This is a genomic window from Saccharothrix sp. NRRL B-16314 (genome assembly GCF_000716595.1).
Classification (GTDB): Bacteria; Actinomycetota; Actinomycetes; order Mycobacteriales; family Pseudonocardiaceae; genus Actinosynnema.
The window spans coordinates 17177-33932 of record NZ_JNXC01000045.1 but is presented as its reverse complement, the minus strand read 5'-3'; the positions used below and the strand labels follow the sequence as shown (position 1 = coordinate 33932).

General features: G+C 73.0%; 12 protein-coding genes. All 12 read left to right on the top strand.

Translation table 11 applies throughout. The annotated features are described in order from the left end of the window. The first annotated feature begins 34 nt into the window (after positions 1 to 34). The 12 genes from OQ02_RS36755 (at position 35) to OQ02_RS36700 (ending at position 16510) form a co-directional block, all read left to right on the top strand. A complete protein-coding gene (locus OQ02_RS36755) occupies positions 35 to 1936 on the top strand; it encodes an ASPIC/UnbV domain-containing protein (protein WP_033443290.1) in 1902 nt (633 codons plus the stop codon). After that, complete coding sequence (locus OQ02_RS36750; protein ID WP_197043665.1) at positions 1933 to 2925, top strand: enediyne biosynthesis protein UnbU; 993 nt, start codon at positions 1933 to 1935, stop codon at positions 2923 to 2925. Before OQ02_RS36755 ends, OQ02_RS36750 begins: the two co-directional genes overlap by 4 nt. Next, positions 2922 to 8459 (top strand): type I polyketide synthase, encoded by a 5538-nt coding sequence (locus tag OQ02_RS36745; protein ID WP_051773258.1) that lies wholly within the window; start codon positions 2922 to 2924, stop codon positions 8457 to 8459. The genes OQ02_RS36750 and OQ02_RS36745 overlap by 4 nt, the downstream gene beginning before the upstream one ends. A gap of 1 nt (position 8460) precedes the next feature. Beyond that, positions 8461 to 8886 carry an acyl-CoA thioesterase gene (locus OQ02_RS36740; RefSeq protein ID WP_033443288.1) on the top strand — a complete coding sequence of 142 codons (426 nt, stop codon included), beginning with the start codon at positions 8461 to 8463 and terminating at the stop codon, positions 8884 to 8886. 57 nt (positions 8887 to 8943) lie between these two features. Further along, positions 8944 to 9246: a winged helix-turn-helix transcriptional regulator gene (locus OQ02_RS36735; protein ID WP_051773257.1), complete on the top strand. Its 303-nt coding sequence runs from the start codon at positions 8944 to 8946 to the stop codon at positions 9244 to 9246. A gap of 21 nt (positions 9247 to 9267) precedes the next feature. Beyond that, positions 9268 to 10455: a trans-sulfuration enzyme family protein gene (locus OQ02_RS36730; protein WP_231500392.1), complete on the top strand. Its 1188-nt coding sequence runs from the start codon at positions 9268 to 9270 to the stop codon at positions 10453 to 10455. After that, positions 10452 to 11339, top strand: a complete 888-nt coding sequence (locus OQ02_RS36725) for a homocysteine S-methyltransferase family protein (RefSeq protein ID WP_033443287.1) — start codon at positions 10452 to 10454, stop codon at positions 11337 to 11339. The genes OQ02_RS36730 and OQ02_RS36725 overlap by 4 nt, the downstream gene beginning before the upstream one ends. Positions 11340 to 11498: 159 nt before the next feature. Beyond that, positions 11499 to 12185 carry a winged helix-turn-helix transcriptional regulator gene (locus OQ02_RS36720; protein WP_231500391.1) on the top strand — a complete coding sequence of 229 codons (687 nt, stop codon included), beginning with the start codon at positions 11499 to 11501 and terminating at the stop codon, positions 12183 to 12185. Between the two features lie 166 nt (positions 12186 to 12351). Further along, positions 12352 to 12993, top strand: coding sequence for a hypothetical protein (locus OQ02_RS36715; RefSeq protein WP_033443285.1), 642 nt, complete (start codon positions 12352 to 12354; stop codon positions 12991 to 12993). 73 nt (positions 12994 to 13066) lie between these two features. Beyond that, positions 13067 to 13738: a crotonobetainyl-CoA--carnitine CoA-transferase gene (locus OQ02_RS36710; RefSeq protein WP_033443284.1), complete on the top strand. Its 672-nt coding sequence runs from the start codon at positions 13067 to 13069 to the stop codon at positions 13736 to 13738. A gap of 110 nt (positions 13739 to 13848) precedes the next feature. Further along, the gene (locus OQ02_RS36705) at positions 13849 to 15609 is read left to right on the top strand and encodes an ABC transporter substrate-binding protein (RefSeq protein WP_197043664.1); all 1761 of its coding nucleotides are present in this window, start codon (positions 13849 to 13851) and stop codon (positions 15607 to 15609) included. A gap of 64 nt (positions 15610 to 15673) precedes the next feature. After that, positions 15674 to 16510, top strand: a complete 837-nt coding sequence (locus tag OQ02_RS36700; protein ID WP_033443283.1) for an ArsR/SmtB family transcription factor — start codon at positions 15674 to 15676, stop codon at positions 16508 to 16510. Positions 16511 to 16756: the final 246 nt, after the last annotated feature.

Below are 16756 nucleotides of genomic sequence, written 5' to 3'. Positions count from 1 at the left end.
CGTACCTGGCTTCCGACCGGGAGTGCGAAACCACATGCAGACATCAGCACGGAAGTTGCTCGTCACGGCGGTCATCCTGGCGCTTTGCGTGGCGTCGGGCCTGATGGTGGTCCGGCCGGCGCTCAGCGAGCAGGACGCCGGTGCGCTCGCCGCCCGCTACCGGTTCGCCACCGAGGCGGTGAACTCGGCGCCGGCGGACGCCCGGACCGAACGCGCCGTCGCGCCGGGCCTGCGGAACATCCGGTCCTGGATCTCCGCGGTCGGCGCCGCGGCCGGCCTGTCGGACGTGCGCGGTCTGGGCCGCGCCGCCGACCTCTGCCTGGTCGACCCGCGGGACGACTCCGTCACGCTGCGCCCGGCCCGACCGTCCGAAGAGGACGGTTACGCCCCGGTCCGGCTGGCGCCCGCCGACCTGCCGTACGACGCGACCATGGCGCCGATGGGCTGCGTCCCGGTGGACATCGACGACGACGGCGACACCGACCACGTCGTGCACTACTGGGGGCGTTCGCCGGTGGTGTTCCTCAACACCGCCGGCGCCGGGGTGCCCACCGCGGCCGGGCACCGCGCCGTCGAGCTGGTCACGCCGATGGAGGTGTGGAACAGCGAGACGCTGAACGTCGGTGACGTGGACGGCGACGGGAACCTCGACCTGCTGGTCGGCAACTACTTCCCGGACGGCGCGCGGGTGCTCGACCCGACGGCCGACGACGAGACCCGCATGGAGATGCAGCACTCCATGTCCTTCGCCCGCAACGGCGGCACCAACCGACTGCTGCTCACCACGCCCACCGGCCGCCCCGACGAGCTGCCGGGGATCACCGACGCGAGCACCGCGCTCAGCCGGGAGGCGGCGGGGTCGTGGACCCTGGCCACCGGCTTGCAGGACCTCACCGGCGACGGCAGGCCCGAGGTGTACCAGGCCAACGACTTCGGTCCGGACCAGCTGATGCTCAACGAGTCGACGCCCGGCCGGGTCGAGTTCACCGAGATCCGCGGCGACCGCGACATGGTCACGCCCAAGTCGATGGCGCTCGGCTACGACTCGTTCAAGGGCATGGGCGTCACCTTCAGCTACGACGGCGACGCGCAGCTGCCGACGATCGTGGTCAGCAACATCACCACCCCCTACGCGTTGCACGAGAGCAACTTCGTGTTCACCCCGACCGGTTCGCCCGAGGACTTCGCGGCGGGGGAGCTGCCGTACCGGGACCGCAGCGAGCAGCTCGGCCTGGCACGGTCGGGTTGGTGCTGGGACGTCCGCGCGGGCGATTTCGACAACGACGGCACGGACGAGCTCATGCAGGCCAACGGGTTCCTCAAGGGAGACGTGAACCGGTGGCCGCTGCTCCAGGAACTCGCGATGGCCAACGACGACCTGCTGCACAACCCCGCGTTCTGGCCCGACTTCGAGCCCGGTGACGACCTGTCCGGCCACGAGCCCAACCGGTTCTACGCGCGGGGACCGGACGGCCGGTACGCCGACGTGGCCGGCGGGACCGGCGTCGCGGCCGACGACAACACCCGCGCGCTCGCGTTCGGCGACGTGGACGGCGACGGGAAGCTGGACGCCGTCGTGGCCAACCAGTGGCAGGACTCCGTGCTGCTGCACAACACCTCGGACGCGGGACCGTCGGCCGGTCTGCGCCTGGTGCGGCCCGCGCGGGCCGGGCAGGAGGGCGCGACCACGCCCGCCATCGGCGCACAGGTACGGCTGCACCACCCCGAGCGACCGCAGCGGGCCCAGCTCTTCCCCGCCAACGGGCACACCGGGGTGTCGGCCCCGGAGCTGCACTTCGCCCTGCCCGGTGGCGACCCCGTCCGCGCCACGGTGACCTGGCGCGACGCCGCCGGGTCGCACGAGGCGGACGTCGAGGTGAGGTCCGGTCGCTCGACCATCCTGCTCGACAGCGACGGAACGGCGGTAGTTCGATGACGACGACTTCGACACCACCCGACGTGCACCGCGGCGGCGCACCGGCCGCCGACGCGCGCCCGACCGCGTCGACCGCCCCGCCCGCGCGGCCGGGCCTGACGCCGGAGCAGCGGCGGGTCAAGGCGCTCGCCCGGTTCGCCACGTCCATCACCGTGTTCAACATCCTCGGGCACCTCCTGCTCGGCTTCGAGCAGGCACCGATCACGCCGATCGTCGTCGTCCTCGTCAGCTACGCCACCGCGCTGCTGTTCGAACTCCTCGACGCGTGGGTCACCGGGCGCACGCCGACCTGCGCGGGCGGGGCCAAGGCCCTCGTCGTGTTCCTGCTGCCCGCCCACATCACCGGCCTGGCGTGCGGAATGCTGTTGTGGGGCAACGAGTCCTTGTGGCCCTACATCTTCGCCGTGACGGTCGGCAACGCCAGCAAGTACCTGGTGCGGCTGCGGGTCAACGGCAAGGTCCGGCACGTGTTCAACCCGTCCAACACGGGCATCGTCGTGGCGCTGCTGCTGTTCCCGTGGGTCGGCATCGCGCCGCCCTACCACTTCACCAGCTTCACCACCGGCACCCTGGACTGGCTGCTGCCGCTGGGCGTGCTGATGGCGGGCACCGTGCTGAACGCCAAGCTCACCGGCAAGATGCCGCTGATCCTCGCCTGGCTCGGCGCGTTCGCGCTCCAGGCCGTGCTGCGCTGGTTGCTGCTGGACCACTCGCTGCTCGGCGCGCTCGCACCGATGACGGGCCTGGCGTTCATCCTGTTCACCAACTACATGATCACCGACCCGGGCAGCACGCCGTTCGTCACGCGCAACCAGGTGGTGTTCGGCGTGACCGCGGCGGCGGTCTACGCGACCCTCGTCCTCGCCGAGGTCTCGTTCGGGCTGTTCTTCGCCCTGGTGGCCACGTGCGTCCTGCGCGCCGTGGTGCTGGTCGTCGCGTCGAAGCGGCCGGCGCCGACACCCGCCGATCCCGACGCGGTGCGGTCGTGAGCCCGTCGGAGGGGGTGGCGATCGTCGGCATGGCGTGCCGCTACCCCGACGCCGACTCGCCGACCCGGTTGTGGGAGACCGTGCTCGGCCGCCGCCGGGGCTTCCGCAGATTCCCCGAGCAACGGCTGTCCAGCGCGTACCTCGGTCCGGCCGACGACCCGGACCGCACCTACTCGACGCACGCCGGGCTGCTGCGCGACTGGCGGTTCGACCGGAAGCGGTTCGGCGTGCCGGGGCCGCTGCACCGGGCGGTGGACCACGTGCACTGGCTCGCCCTGGAGACGGCGGCCGACGCCCTGGTGGACGCCGGTTTCCCGGACGGGCGCGGGCTCGACCGGGACCGCGTCGGCGTGGTGCTGGGCAACACGATGACCGGCGAGTTCTCCCGGGCCGCCCAGCTGCGCCTGAGGTGGCCGTTCGTCCGCCGTGCCGCCGCCGTGGCGCTTGCGGGTGCCGGTGTCGACCCGGGGCGCGCCGAGCACGTGATCAGCCTGCTCGGCGACCTCGTGCGGACGCCGTTCCCGGTCCCCGGTGACGAATCGCTCGCGGGTGCGCTGTCGAACACCATCGCGGGCCGGATCTGCAACCACTTCGACTTCCACGGCTCCGGCTTCACCGTGGACGGCGCGTGCGCGTCCAGCCTCCTGTCGGTGATGACGGCGAGCCGCGCGCTGCTCGACGGCGACCTCGAATTCGCGCTCGCGGGCGGCGTCGACCTCAGCCTGGACCCGTTCGAGCTGGTCGGTTTCGCCCGCACGGGCGCGCTCGCGGTGGACCGGATGCGGGTCTACGACGAGTCGCCGACCGGGTTCCTGCCCGGCGAGGGCTGCGGCGTCGTCGCCCTGATGCGCGCCGAGGACGCGGAACGCGCGGGCCTGCGCATCTACGCGGTGCTCACCGGCTGGGGCACGTCGACCGACGGCTCGGGCGGCCTCACCCGGCCCCGATCGCACGGCCAGGCGCTCGCGATGGCCCGCGCCTACCGGATGGCGGGCATCGAGCCGCACCACGTCGAGCTGGTCGAGGGACACGGCACGGGCACGAAGGTCGGCGACGAGGTGGAGCTGACCGCGTTGGCGGAGGTCCGGGGTGACGGCGCGCACCGCGCGGCCCTCGGCTCCGTGAAGGCCAACATCGGCCACACCAAGGCCGCGGCGGGCGTGGCGGGACTGATCAAAGCCACGCTCGCCGTGCACCACCGCGTGCTGCCGCCCACCACGGGGGTGGAGTCGCCGCACGCGCTGCTGCGCCGCACCGGCACGCCGTTGCGCCTGCTCGCCGAACCCGAGCCCTGGCCGACGACGACACCGCTGGCCTCGGTGTCCTCCATGGGTTTCGGCGGTGTCAACGCCCACGTGGTGCTGCGCGGTCTGCCCGCCCGGCCCGTCGGGTCGCTGCCGCCCCGCGTCGTCGCGTTGAGCCGCCGCCCCCACCGCGACGCGATCCTGCTCCTCGACGCCGCGGACACCGACGGGCTGCGGGAGCGACTGGACGCCGTCGCCGCCCTCGCACCCCGGCTGAGCACGGCCGAGGTGCACGACCTCGCCGCCACCACGCACGCCGGTCGACGCGGTCCCGGCGCGGTCCGCTGCGCGCTGGTCGCCGACACGCCCGACCGGCTGCACCGCGCCGCCACCGCCGCCGGCGACCACCTGCCCGGCTGGGACGGACGCCTTCTGCTGGACGAGCCGGCGGGCGTCGTGCTCGCCTCCGGTCCCGCACCGCGCGTCGGCCTGCTCCTGCCAGGCCAGGCCGCGCCCGTGCGCGCCGACCTCGGCCCGTGGGCGGCCGACCTGGACGTGCCGACACCGTGCGGCGTCACGCTCGTGGACGGCGCACGCGACACGGCGGTCGCCCAACCGGCGATCCTGCGCCAGTCCCTCGCCGGGCTAGCGTGGCTCGACGCGTGCGGCGTCCGGCCCGTCGCCGCCGTCGGCCACAGCCTCGGCGAGATCGGCGCCCTGGTGTGGGCCGGCGCGCTCGACCCCGCCACCGGCCTGGCGCTCGCCGTCGCCCGCGGTCGGCTGATGGCCGAGCACGGCGGTGAGGGCACCACGATGGCGGGCATCGGCGCACCGCCCGCCGACGTCGAGGCCTTGACCGAAGGGACGGCCGTCCAGGTGGCCGGGTTCAACGGCCCGGAGCAGACCACGGTCGCCGGCGCCGTCGAGGACGTCGAACGGCTGGTGGCGCGGGCACGGGCGCGGGGGATCGCCGCCACCGCGCTGCCCGTGTCCCACGGCTTCCACAGCACCGCGATGGACGACGTGGTCGAGCCGCTGCGAGCCGAACTCGCCGGTGTCCCGTTCGGACGACCAGGACGGCCCGTGTTCTCCACCGTGACGGGCCGTCCGCTGACGTCCGACACCGACCTCGCCGCGCTGCTGGTCGGCCAGGTGACCCGGCCGGTGCGGTTCACGGAGGCCGTGCGGCGCCTCGCCGAGCGCTGCGAGCTGCTGGTGGAGACCGGACCCGGCACGACGCTCGCAGACATCGCGCGCACCACCGTGCCGGACGTGCCCGCGATCTCGCTGGACGGCACGCACCCGCACCGCCACGCGATGGCGACGGCCGCGCTCGCCGCGTGCGCCGCCGGTGACCTGGACGCCTGGTTCGCCGGTCGGGTGCACCGCCCGCTCGACCTGGACACCGGCATCGAACTGCTCGCCAACCCGTGCGAGACCGTTCTCCCCGGCATGTCGGGGGTTCCGGTCGATCTTGCCCCTGAAACACCTGTGCGCCAACAGATGCCATCCGAAGCGGCCGTGCTCGAACCGTCCGTGGGTGGGGAACCGTTGGACGTCGTCCGGGCGCACCTCAGCCAGGTCCTGGAGTTGCCGCTCGGGAGCATCCGGCCCGACAGCACGCTGCTCGGGGACCTGCACCTGAACTCGCTCCAGGTGGTCCAGCTCGTCGCCGCCATGGCGGGCCTGCTGGGCCGCACACCGCCGAACGCCGCGCTGTCCATTGTGGACAGCACCGTCGCGGACATCGCCGACCTCCTGGCCGAGCAGCCGTCCGCGACCGAGGAGAAGACCGGCGCACCGCCCGACGGGATCGCCCGGTGGGTGCGTGCCTTCGAGCACCGGTGGACCCCCTTCGAGCCCATCGGCGCCGCGACACCACCCGGCGACTGGACCGTGGACGCACCGCGTGGCCACTGGCTGCACGACGTCACCCTGCCGGGGAACGGCCTCGCGCTCTGGCTGGAGGGCGAAGAACCCGCGGCAGTGGCCCGCGCGCTGGCACTCATCGCGGAGGCCCGACCGTCCCGCCTCGTGGTGGCGCACCGCGGTCATCCGGCCGCGGCTGCGGTCGGCCGCAGTGCCGCCGTCGAGCTGGACGACTGCGCGGTCACCGTCGTGGACGTGGGAGGCGACACGCTCGACGCGCGCCTCGTCGCCGGAACCGGCTACCGGGAGCTGCGCGTCACCCAGGACGGGGTGGAGCACGTCACCACGCACGCACGCCACCACGGCCCCGAAAGCGACTTGCCGCTGGGCCGGGGCGACGTCTGCCTGGTCACCGGCGGCGTGGACGGCATCACCGGCGCGTGCGGCGCGGCGCTGGCCCGCAGCACCGGGTGCACGCTGGTCGTGCTGGGTCGTTCGGCGCCGGACTCGCCGCGCGTCGGGGCCGCTCTCGCGTCGTTCCCCGACGGCATCCGCGCGCACTACGTGCAGGCTGACGTCACCGACCCGGCGGACGTCGCGCGCGCCGTCACCGCCGCCGGCGTCCTCGGCACCGTGCGCGGGCTCCTGCACGGCGCGGGCGTCAACTCGCCGCAGCGCATGGGCGCGGTGACACCGGAGACCTTGAAGCGGACCCTCGCCCCCAAGGTGGTCGGCCTGCGGACCCTGCTCGACGCCGCACCGGCACTGCGGCTCGTGATCGCGTTCGGCTCGATCATCGGCCGCCGCGGCCTGCCGGGCGAAGCCGAGTACTGCGTCGCCAACGACTGGCTGCGCGCCGAAGTGGAGCACGCCGCGGCGGCGCGGACCGACTGCCGCTTCCACCTCCTGGAGTGGTCGCTGTGGTCCGGGATCGGCATGGGGGAGCGGATGGGCGTCGTGGCCGGCCTCGCCGCGACCGGCATCACGCCCATCGCGGCGCAGGACGGGCCGCCCGCCATGATGCGCGTGCTGGCCGACCGGGACGCGCCGGTCACCGTCCTGCTCACCGGTCGCTTCCCGGCCGGGCCGACGCTCACCGCCGCGGGCCCGCCGCCGGAGCCGCTGCGCTTCACCGAGGACCTGCCGGTCCGGTTCGCCGGCGTCGAGGCCGTGCTGGAGGCGTCGCTGTCCCTCGGCGACGACCCCTACCTGGACGAGCACCGCATCGAGGGCGTGCCCGTGCTGCCCGCCGTGGTCGGCCTTGAGGCGATGGCGCAGGCCGTCGACGCGGTGACCGGCGAACGGCGCGGGTGGGCGTTTGAGGACGTGGACCTGCGCAGCCCGGTGACCGTGGAGGACCGCGGCTCCCGCCTGGTGCGCGTCCTCGCGCTGCACGACGGCGAGGACGGCGTGCGCGTGGCGCTGAGCGACGAGTCCGACGGCTTCCGCACCGACCGGTTCACCGCCACGGTCCGCGACGCGGCAGCGCAGGACCGGAGCTTCCCGCCGGTCGACGGCGCCGGAACGCACGACGCGCACCCGTTCTACGGTCCGCTGCTGTTCCACCGCGGCAGGTTCCGCCGGCTGCTCGGCTACGACCTGTTGTCCGCGTTCGAAGTCCTGGCCCGCGTCCGCGCCGAGCCGGACACCACGTGGTTCTCCGAGTTCCACCACCAACGACTGCTGCTCGGCGACCCCGGAGCGCACGACGCCGCGCTGCACGTGCTGCTGGCCTGCGTGCCGCACCGACGCGCGTTACCCGTGGGCGCGGACCGGTTCACGGTGTGGCGCGCACCGACCGGCGTGCTGCGGGTGCACGCGCTCGAACGCGCCCACACCGCCGACGACTACGTGTTCGACGTCGACGTCTCGGACTCGACGGGCGCACTCGTGGCCCGCTGGGACGCCCTCCGCCTCCGTGCGATCGGCCCGACCAGGTGGGACGAGCCGCTGCTCGTGCCGCTCGTCGGACCGCTGCTCAGCCGCCGGCTGATCGAACTCGACGTCGCGCAGCACGTGGAGCTGGTCGTCGCGGGAACGGACCGGCCCGTGCCGCCCGGCGACGACTGGACCACCGCCACCCGGGACGACCACGTGCTCCTCGCCCGCGCCGACCGACCCGTCGGCATCGCGTGGGGCGCGCCGGCGAACGAACCGGTGACCAAAGCCGACGACGAGGTCGTCGTGTGCGCCGCGGGCAAGCTGGACGAACCCGTCGACGTGACCGCCGGCCGGGTGGCCGCCGGTCGCGCGGCACTGGCCGGTCTCGGCGGAGACCGCTCGGCGCCGCTGGAACTGGACGAGATCACCGACGACGGCCTGCTCGTGCTGTCCGGCGCGGACGCCGCGGTGGTGGTGGCCAGGCCGCGGGTCGTCGGTCTGGGCGATCCCGTCATCGCGATCGCCGTGGGAGGGGTCTGACGTGCGCGAGTACATCTTCCGACACCGGGTCACGTTCGACGAGACCAACGTGGTGGGCAACGTCTACTTCGCCCACTACCTGCACTGGCAGGGCCACTGCCGCGAGTCGTTCCTCGCCGATCACGCTCCCGGTGTGCTGGCCGAACTGCGCCGGGGCGAACTGGTGCTGGTGACGGTGTCGTGCTCGATGGAGTACTTCGCGGAGTCCTTCGCGCTGGACGAGATCGAGGTCGGCATGACGTTGCGCGGCACGCACGGCAACCGGGTCGAGATGGACTACGAGTTCCGCCGGGCCGGACGGCTGGTGGCCCGGGGCAACCAGACCGTGTCGTGCCTGCGGCGCGGCGACGACGGCGTGCGGCCCGTGCACGTCCCCGAGGAACTGGCCGGTGCGCTGAGGCCGTACGCGGCGGAGGTGTTGACATGACCGCCGTCCGCACGGTCCGCACGAGGGTGATCCGCAAGACGACGAGGAGCGATGCCCATGACCGATGACGACCGCCAGTTCTGCGCGTTGGCCGCCGGGCTCGACGTGGTGGGCGACCTGTGGTCGATGCTGCTGGTCCGCGAACTGCTCGTGGCGCCGGCGGACGAGGACGCGTTGCTGAACGGCATCCCCGGCATGGACCGCGCCCTGCTGTGCGACCGGCTGGACTGGTTGCGCGCCAACGGGGTCGTCGAAGGGGACGAGGACGGGGAGTACCGGCTGACCGGGCTCGGCCGCAGGCTGGACGGCCCGCTCACGGTCCTGGCCCGCTGGGGCCGCGGCTGCACGACTCAGGACTAGCGAACGGCGAAAGGTGCTGCTGTGGAGCGACGTGACGCGAACGGCCGGGCGCGGGCGATGCGGTTCGACACGAAGCTGGTGCACGGAGGTATGCGCACCGACAGCGCCGCGGGCGACCTGGTGCCGCCGATCCACCTCTCGGTGACCTACGACCGCTTCGCCCAGGACCCGGCCCGGTACTACTACGGCCGCGGCGAGAACCCGACGCGCGAGAACCTGGAGACGTGCCTGGCGGCGTTGGAGGACGCGAGGTACGCGGTGGCGTTCTCGTCCGGGCAGGCGGCCGGTGCGGCGGTGCTGTCGCTGGTGCCGTCGGGCGGGCGGGTCGTCGCCTCCGACGACGTCTACAGCGGCACGCACACGTTGTTCGACCTGTTCCGCGCTCGCGGGGTGCGGGTCGACCGGGCGGACCTCGCCGATCCGGTCGCCGCCGCCCGCGCGTTGACCGAGCCGGCGGACCTGGTCTGGCTGGAGACGCCGACCAACCCGGTGATGAAGATCGCGGACATCGCGGCCGTCTCCGACGCGGCCCACCGGCACGGCGCGGTGGTGGTCGTGGACGGCACGTTCACCGGCCCCGCGCTCCAGCAGCCGCTGGCCGAGGGCGCCGACATCAGCCTGCACAGCACCACGAAGTTCATCGCGGGTCACTCCGACGTGCTGGGTGGCGCGCTCGTGCTGGACGACCCGGGGCTGCGTGAACGGCTCGTCGGTCACCGCACCGCGTTCGGCGGTGTGCCGGGGGCGTTCGACTGCTACCTGGTGCACCGGGGGCTGAAGACGTTGTCGCTGCGGGTCGCGCGGCAGGTGTCGAACGCGCGGGCGGTGGTCGACGTGCTCACCGCGTCGCCCGCCGTCGGCGCCGTGCACTACCCGGGGCTGCCCGAGCACCCCGGCTTCGCGCTCGCCGCGCGGCAGATGTCGGCGCCCGGCTCGATCGTCGCGTTCGAGTACCGGGGCGACGTGGAGGCGCTGATGCGCCGGACCGGGCTGTTCGCGGCGGCGGTGAGCCTGGGCGGTGTCCGGTCGCTGATCGAGCACCCCGCGTCCATGAGCCACTGGTCGGTGCCGCGGGACGTGCGGCTGGCGGCGGGCGTGACGGACGGCCTGGTCCGGCTGTCCCTCGGTATCGAGGACCCGGTTGACCTGGTGGAAGACCTGACCGCCGCGCTCGCGGTGGCCGCACGCGCGGAGAGGAGTCGGGGATGAACGGGACGACGTTGCTCGACGGGGGTGTCGCCACCGAGCTGCAACGCGGCGGGCTGGTGGTGCGGCCACCGTGGTGGACGACGAAGGCACTGATCACGGAGGCGAACCGCACCCGGCTGCGCGACGTGCACCGGCGCTACCTGGAGGCGGGCGCGGAGGTGGTGACCGCCGCGACGTTCCGCTGCAACCTGCGGGCGCTGCGCGGGATGGGCCTGGACGCCGCGGGCCTCGCGTGGATGGTCCACGCGGCCGTCGGGGTGGCGCAGTCCGCACGTCGGGCCGCCGACTGCCCGGACGCGCTGGTCGCGGCATCGGTCGCGCCGGTCGAGGACGCCTACCGTCCCGACCTCGTGCCGTCCGACGACGAGCTGCGCGAAGAGCATCGGTGGCTAGCCACCGAACTGTCGCGTGCGGGGGTGGACCTCGTGCTGGTCGAGACCGTCAACACGGTGCGGGAGGCACGCATCGCGCTGGCCGCCGCCCGTGACGCCGGTCTGCGCGCGTGGGTGGGCTTCGTCTGCGGTGACGACGCCCGGCTGCTGTCCGGTGAGTCGCTGGCCGAGGCCGCCCGAGCGGTCGAGGACGGGGGAGCGGAGGCCGTGCTGGTCAACTGCACGTCGTTGGACCGCACCGAGCGGTGCCTGGAAGTCCTGCGCGCCGCCTGTTCGGGTGTCATCGGTGCCTACCCGAACCTGGAGCGACGTCCGGCCGAGCACGACGAGCCGCCGGCCACGGCGGTGACCTCCGACGAGTTCGCCCAAACCCTGGCCCGCTGGCACGACGAGCACGGCGCGCGGGTTCTGGGCGGTTGCTGCGGCAGCACACCCGACCACATCGCCGCACTCCGCACCGCCCTCGACCTCGCCGGCGCACGGGCTTCGTGAGGGGCGCCTCCGCCCGCCCACACCACCGTTCCCTCCAGCGCTTCCGCCACCGCTCCGGCCGGCGCGGCTTCCGCTCGACCTCCCGAATCGGGGGGAGAACGCCCGCCGCGCCGTTGCTACGCTCGACGTTCCCCTACCGGGTCGAGGATGGTGGCGCTGGTGGTCGCTGGAAAGCGGGACTACGGGCAGTTCTGCGGCCTCGCCGCCGGGCTGAACGTCGTCGGCGAGCGCTGGACGCTGCTGATCGTCCGCGAGCTGCTGGTCAGCCCCGCCCGGTTCAACGAGATGATGGACAACCTGCCGGGCATCGGCCCCAACCTGCTCGCCGAACGCCTCCGCATGCTGGCCGAGACGGGCGTGGTCGAGCAGTTGCCGGTCGTGGGCGACGGGCGGGGCAAGCTCTACCAGCTCACCGAGCGCGGGCGCGAGTTGCGCGCGCCGCTGCTGGCTTTCGCCCGGTGGGGCATGGCGTTCCTGGGCGAGGGCGACGCGGAAGGCGTCGCCCACCCGAAGTGGGCGTTCCTCGCGGTGCAGGCGATGGTGCGGGAGGACGCGGTCCCCGACGTGCACGAGGTCTACGAGTTCCGGATCGGCGACGAGGCGTTCCTGATCGAGGTGAAGGGAGGCCAGGCGACGTTCGCCTCCGGTGGCGCGGCGGACCCGGACCTCGTGGTGGTGGGCGATCCCCGCACGTTCGTGCGGCTCGGCGCGAACCTGGTCACGCCGTTCATCGCCATCGCGACGGGCCGGGTCCGGATCGAGGGCGATCCCGGTGCGATCGACCGCTGCACGCGGATGCTGGGCTGGTCCGAGGCGGCGCGGTCGGATCTCCCGGTGTCGAACTAACCGCCTCGGGCGCCTGGTTGCGGGGCCGCCGGCACTGGTTTAAATTCGGCTAGCAGTCGATCGGGTGTTCGCTGCGCCTGGACTGCGCGACCTCCTGCGCGACCCCGCTCCACGGCTCACACTGTGCGATCCCGCTGCGCGACCTCCCCGACGAAGGAGCGCCCGAATGCCCATCTCCGTAGGCACCGTCCGCGACATCCCGGTCCGCGCCCTCAAGCTGTGCGGCCTGACCTGGTCGGGGGAGTTCCTGTGGTTCTCCGAGTCGGTGTCCAACGAGATCATGGCGCTGGACCCGGTCACCGGGCAGGTCGAGCACCGCGTCCCGTGCCCCGAGGTGCGCACCGACCTCACCACCCTGTCGGGCAACCTCGTCCAGGTCGTCGGCGAACGCCGTGCGCTCCAGGTGGTCGACCCCGCCGGTGGCGACGTCGTGGAGGAGATCCCCAACCCCCGACCCGGCAACGTGCTGTGCGGCTTGGAGGCCGCCCGGGACGGCATCTGGTTCGGCTACGAGGACCTGCGGGTGCTCGACCTGCGCGACGCGGACGACGGCAGGCTCCTCGACTCCATCCCGGTCTCCCACCCGATCGCGGGCCTGACCGTCTCCGACCACTTCCTCGCCTACGCCGACTACGGCGGCGGGACCATCAACCTGGTCGACATCGCCCGGCGTCGGGAGGTCGCGTCCTACCACGTCGCGGGCAACCCGACCGGTCTGACCTGGGACGGAAGCCGGATCTGGTACTGCGACCACACCAACCTCCAACTGCGGGCGATCGAGGTGCCGGGCATCGACGGCACCGAGTGAACCCGTAGATCCCGCATCGCACCGCAGCAAGGCCGCTATCGGATACAATAGCGGGGTGTGGTGGAGGTGAACGATGACGACCAAGCGGACCTACCAGCAGTTCTGCGGCCTCGCGTCGGGTCTCGACGTCGTGGGCGAGCGGTGGACCCTGCTGATCGTGCGTGAGCTGCTGATGGGGCCCGCGCGGTACAGCGACCTCCTGGCGAACCTGCCCGGACTCGGCACGAACCTGCTCGCCGAGCGGTTGAAGTTCCTGGTCGCGAAGGGCGTCATCGAGCAGGTCGACGTGCGCGGCACCGGCGCGCAGCTGGCCTACGCGCTGACGCCGGTCGGCGAGGAGCTGCGCCCGGTGATCCTGGGCCTGGCCCGCTGGGGCATGGAGTTCGTCGGCGAGCTGCGCGCGGAGGACGCCGTGCGCCCGCAGTGGGGCTTCCTCGCCGTCGAGGCCATGCTGGACCAGGGGCGGGCGTCCGACGCGGCCGAGAGCTACGAGTTCCAGGTGGACGACCAGGTGTTCCACGTCGCCGTGGCCGACGGTCGGGCCCGTGCCGTCAAGGGCGCGGCGACCGAGCCGGTGATGCGCGCCAAGACCGACGCGGCCACGTTCGTGCAGATCGGCGGCGGCCACCTCACCCCGCTCATGGCGATGGTGACGGGCCGGCTCGTGCTGGAAGGCGACATGGACGCCGTGGTCCGGTGCTGCGAGCTGCTCGGCCTGGAAACGGGTGCTCCCGCTCGCCAGTGACCGCTCGCCAGTGACAAGCTCGTCGGTGACCGCCGCCCGCAGGCTGGTCCCGGCCGCACCCTCCCGGTATGTTGCTACTAGAAATGTTAGCAACTGGGAGGAGTGCGTCCGTGGCGCGACCGGAGACGCTCGACCTGACCCGCGGCGCGGACGGGCGCACGACGCCCCGGCGCGGCGGCACGCTGACCATGGTGGGCGCGGGGGACGTCGACCACCTCGACCCGGCGCTGGCCTACCACACGGTGACCAGGGGAATCCTGCGTGCGTACACCCGTCAGCTCGTCGGGTACGTCGCCAGTCGGAACCGCGAAGAGGCGGGCAAGCTCGTCGCGGACCTCGCGGTGGAGGTGCCGACCGCGGCGAACGGCCTGGTGACGCGTGACGGCACCCGGTTCGCGTTCACCCTGCGCGACGGCATCCGCTGGGACGCCCCGGGCGGGCCGCGCCCGATCACCGCGGGGGACGTCGTGCGCGGGATCAAGCGGCTCGCGCACCCGATGGCCAACAGCCCCGGCCTGGCCTACTACCTCAACGCCGTCGACGGAATGGCCGAGTTCAGGGACGCGCTGGCCGACGCACCGGGCACCGCGCAGGAAGTCGCGGAACGCCTGGAGGAGACCCCCATCAGCGGCGTGGTGGCGCTGAACGACACCGAGGTCGTCTTCACCACCCGGTACCCCATGTCGGACTTCCTCAACATGCTGGCGCTCCCGTTCGCGACGCCGGCGCCGGTGGAGTACCTGGACTTCGTGCCCGGCAGCCCCGAGCTGGACCAGGCGATCATCGCGAGCGGGCCGTACCGGCTCACCGGGTACGTGCCGCGCGAGCGGATCGAGTTGCGCCGCAACCCCGCCTGGGACCCGGCGACCGACGACCTCCGCGCCGCCCACATCGACGGCATCGTGATCCGTGAGGGACTGGACGAGCGGGAAGCGCACGACCTGGTGGCGGTCGGCGAGGCGGACATGCTGTGGGACATCCAGCCCCTCACCGAGGAACTGCCGCCGTTGCTGGCGACCGACGACCCGAGGCTGGAGGTCTACCCGGCCGGACTGTTCAGCCCCTACATCGTGGTCAACTTCGCGAGCCCCGCGCAGGACGGTGCCACCGGCAAGCGGGCCGTCCGCACCGCGCTGCAGTACGCGGTGGACAAGGCCGCCGTGTCGGAGGTGTGGGGCGGCCCCCGGCTGAACGACATCGCCGACCAGGTGCTGCCACCGCTGTGCCTGGCACACCGGGAGACCCGGCCGCACGGGACGGACGCCGGCCGGGGGGACCCGGAGCGGGCGCGGCGACTGCTGGCGGAGGCCGGCTACCCGGACGGGCTGACCCTCCGGCTGGTCTTCCGCGACCGCGACATCCACCCCGCCACGGCCGAGGCGGTGCGGGAATCGTTGGCCAGGGCGGGAATCCGGGTGGAACTCGTGCCCGCGTCGATCACCGAGCTGTTCTCGGAGTTCTTCTCCTCCACGGCATCCGCGCGGACCGGCGACTGGGAGCTGGCCCTCACCGGCTGGGAACCCGACTGGTACGGCAACAACGCCCGGACCTACCTCCAGCCGCTGTTCGACAGCCGCGACGTGCCGGAGGACGGCGACTGGGGCGCGAACTTCGGCCGCTACCGCAACGAGCGGGTCAACGAACTCCTGACCGCCGCCCTCACCTCCGCCGACGAGCAGCGAGCCGGCGAGCTGTTCCGGGAGGTGGAGGCGGAAGTCCTGCGGGACGCCGCGATCGTGCCGGTGCTGTTCGCGCACCAGTACTGGTTCCACTCGACCCGCGTCCGCAACTGGCTGCCCTACCCGGTGCTCAACGGCGACCTGACCAACCTGTGGCTCGCCGACGACGCTCGGGGTGAGCCGTCGAATTGACACGCAGCGGCCGGTCTACCTACTGTTCAGGCAGCCGAGAGACTGCATGTCCGGGTGGTGTGGAATGGACGAGGTGTTCAAGGCGCTGGCGGACGTCAGCCGGCGGAGGTTGCTCGACAGCCTGAACGCCCGCAACGGCCAGAGCCTGCGCGAGCTGTGCGCGGGCCTGGACATGACCAGGCAGTCGGTGAGCAAGCACCTGGCCGTGCTGGAAGCGGCGAACCTGGTGACGACGATGTGGCGCGGCCGGGAGAAGCTGCACCACCTGAACGCGGCGCCGATCAACGCCATCGCGGACCGCTGGATCGACCAGTACGCGCGGGAACGGGTGCGCACCCTCGATGACCTCAAACGAGCGCTTGAATCGGAGCACATCCCCATGGGCAACACCGAGTTCGTCTACACGACCTACATCAACACCACGCCGGAACGGCTGTGGCAGGCGTTGACGGACCCCGCTTTCACCCGCCGCTACTGGTCCGGTGTCGCGTTGGAGTCGGACTGGCAGGTCGGGTCGCCGGTGTTGTGGCAGAACGCGCCCACCGAGGAGGCCAAGGACCTCCAGCAGGTGGTCCTGGAGGCCGAGCCGTACCGGCGGCTGTCCTACAGCTGGCACCTGTTCCAGCCCGAGCACGCCGAGCACTTCGGCTGGAGCGAGGAGAAGTTCGCCGAGCTGCTCAAGGAGAAGCGGTCGAAGGTGACGTTCGAGATCGAGCCGGCGCCGGAGGACGCGGCGGTCAAGGCCGTCCGGCTCACCGTGACGCACGACGACTTCGACCCGGACAGCGTGATGTGCGCGGCGATCAGCGGCAAGCTGCCCGGCAGCGGCGGCTGGCCGGAGCTGATCGCGAACCTGAAGACGCTGCTGGAAACCGGCGACCCCCTGCCGCCGTCGTGGTGATCGCGCGCTGAGCCCGCAACGCCGACAGGGCAACGCCGAGGGGATGAGGTGCGCCACCCGAAGGCGACTCCAGCCGGACGAGCTCTGCCGCCCCGTGGAAACGCCGGCCGGACGGGGGTTCGCGTGGGACGACGCGGCATGAGGGGTGCCGCCCCGGGCGCCGCCGACCGGGTGTGCCGCCCCGGGCGCCGCCGACCGGGTGCGCTGCCCCGAACGCCGCCGACCGGGTGTGCCGCCCCGAACGCC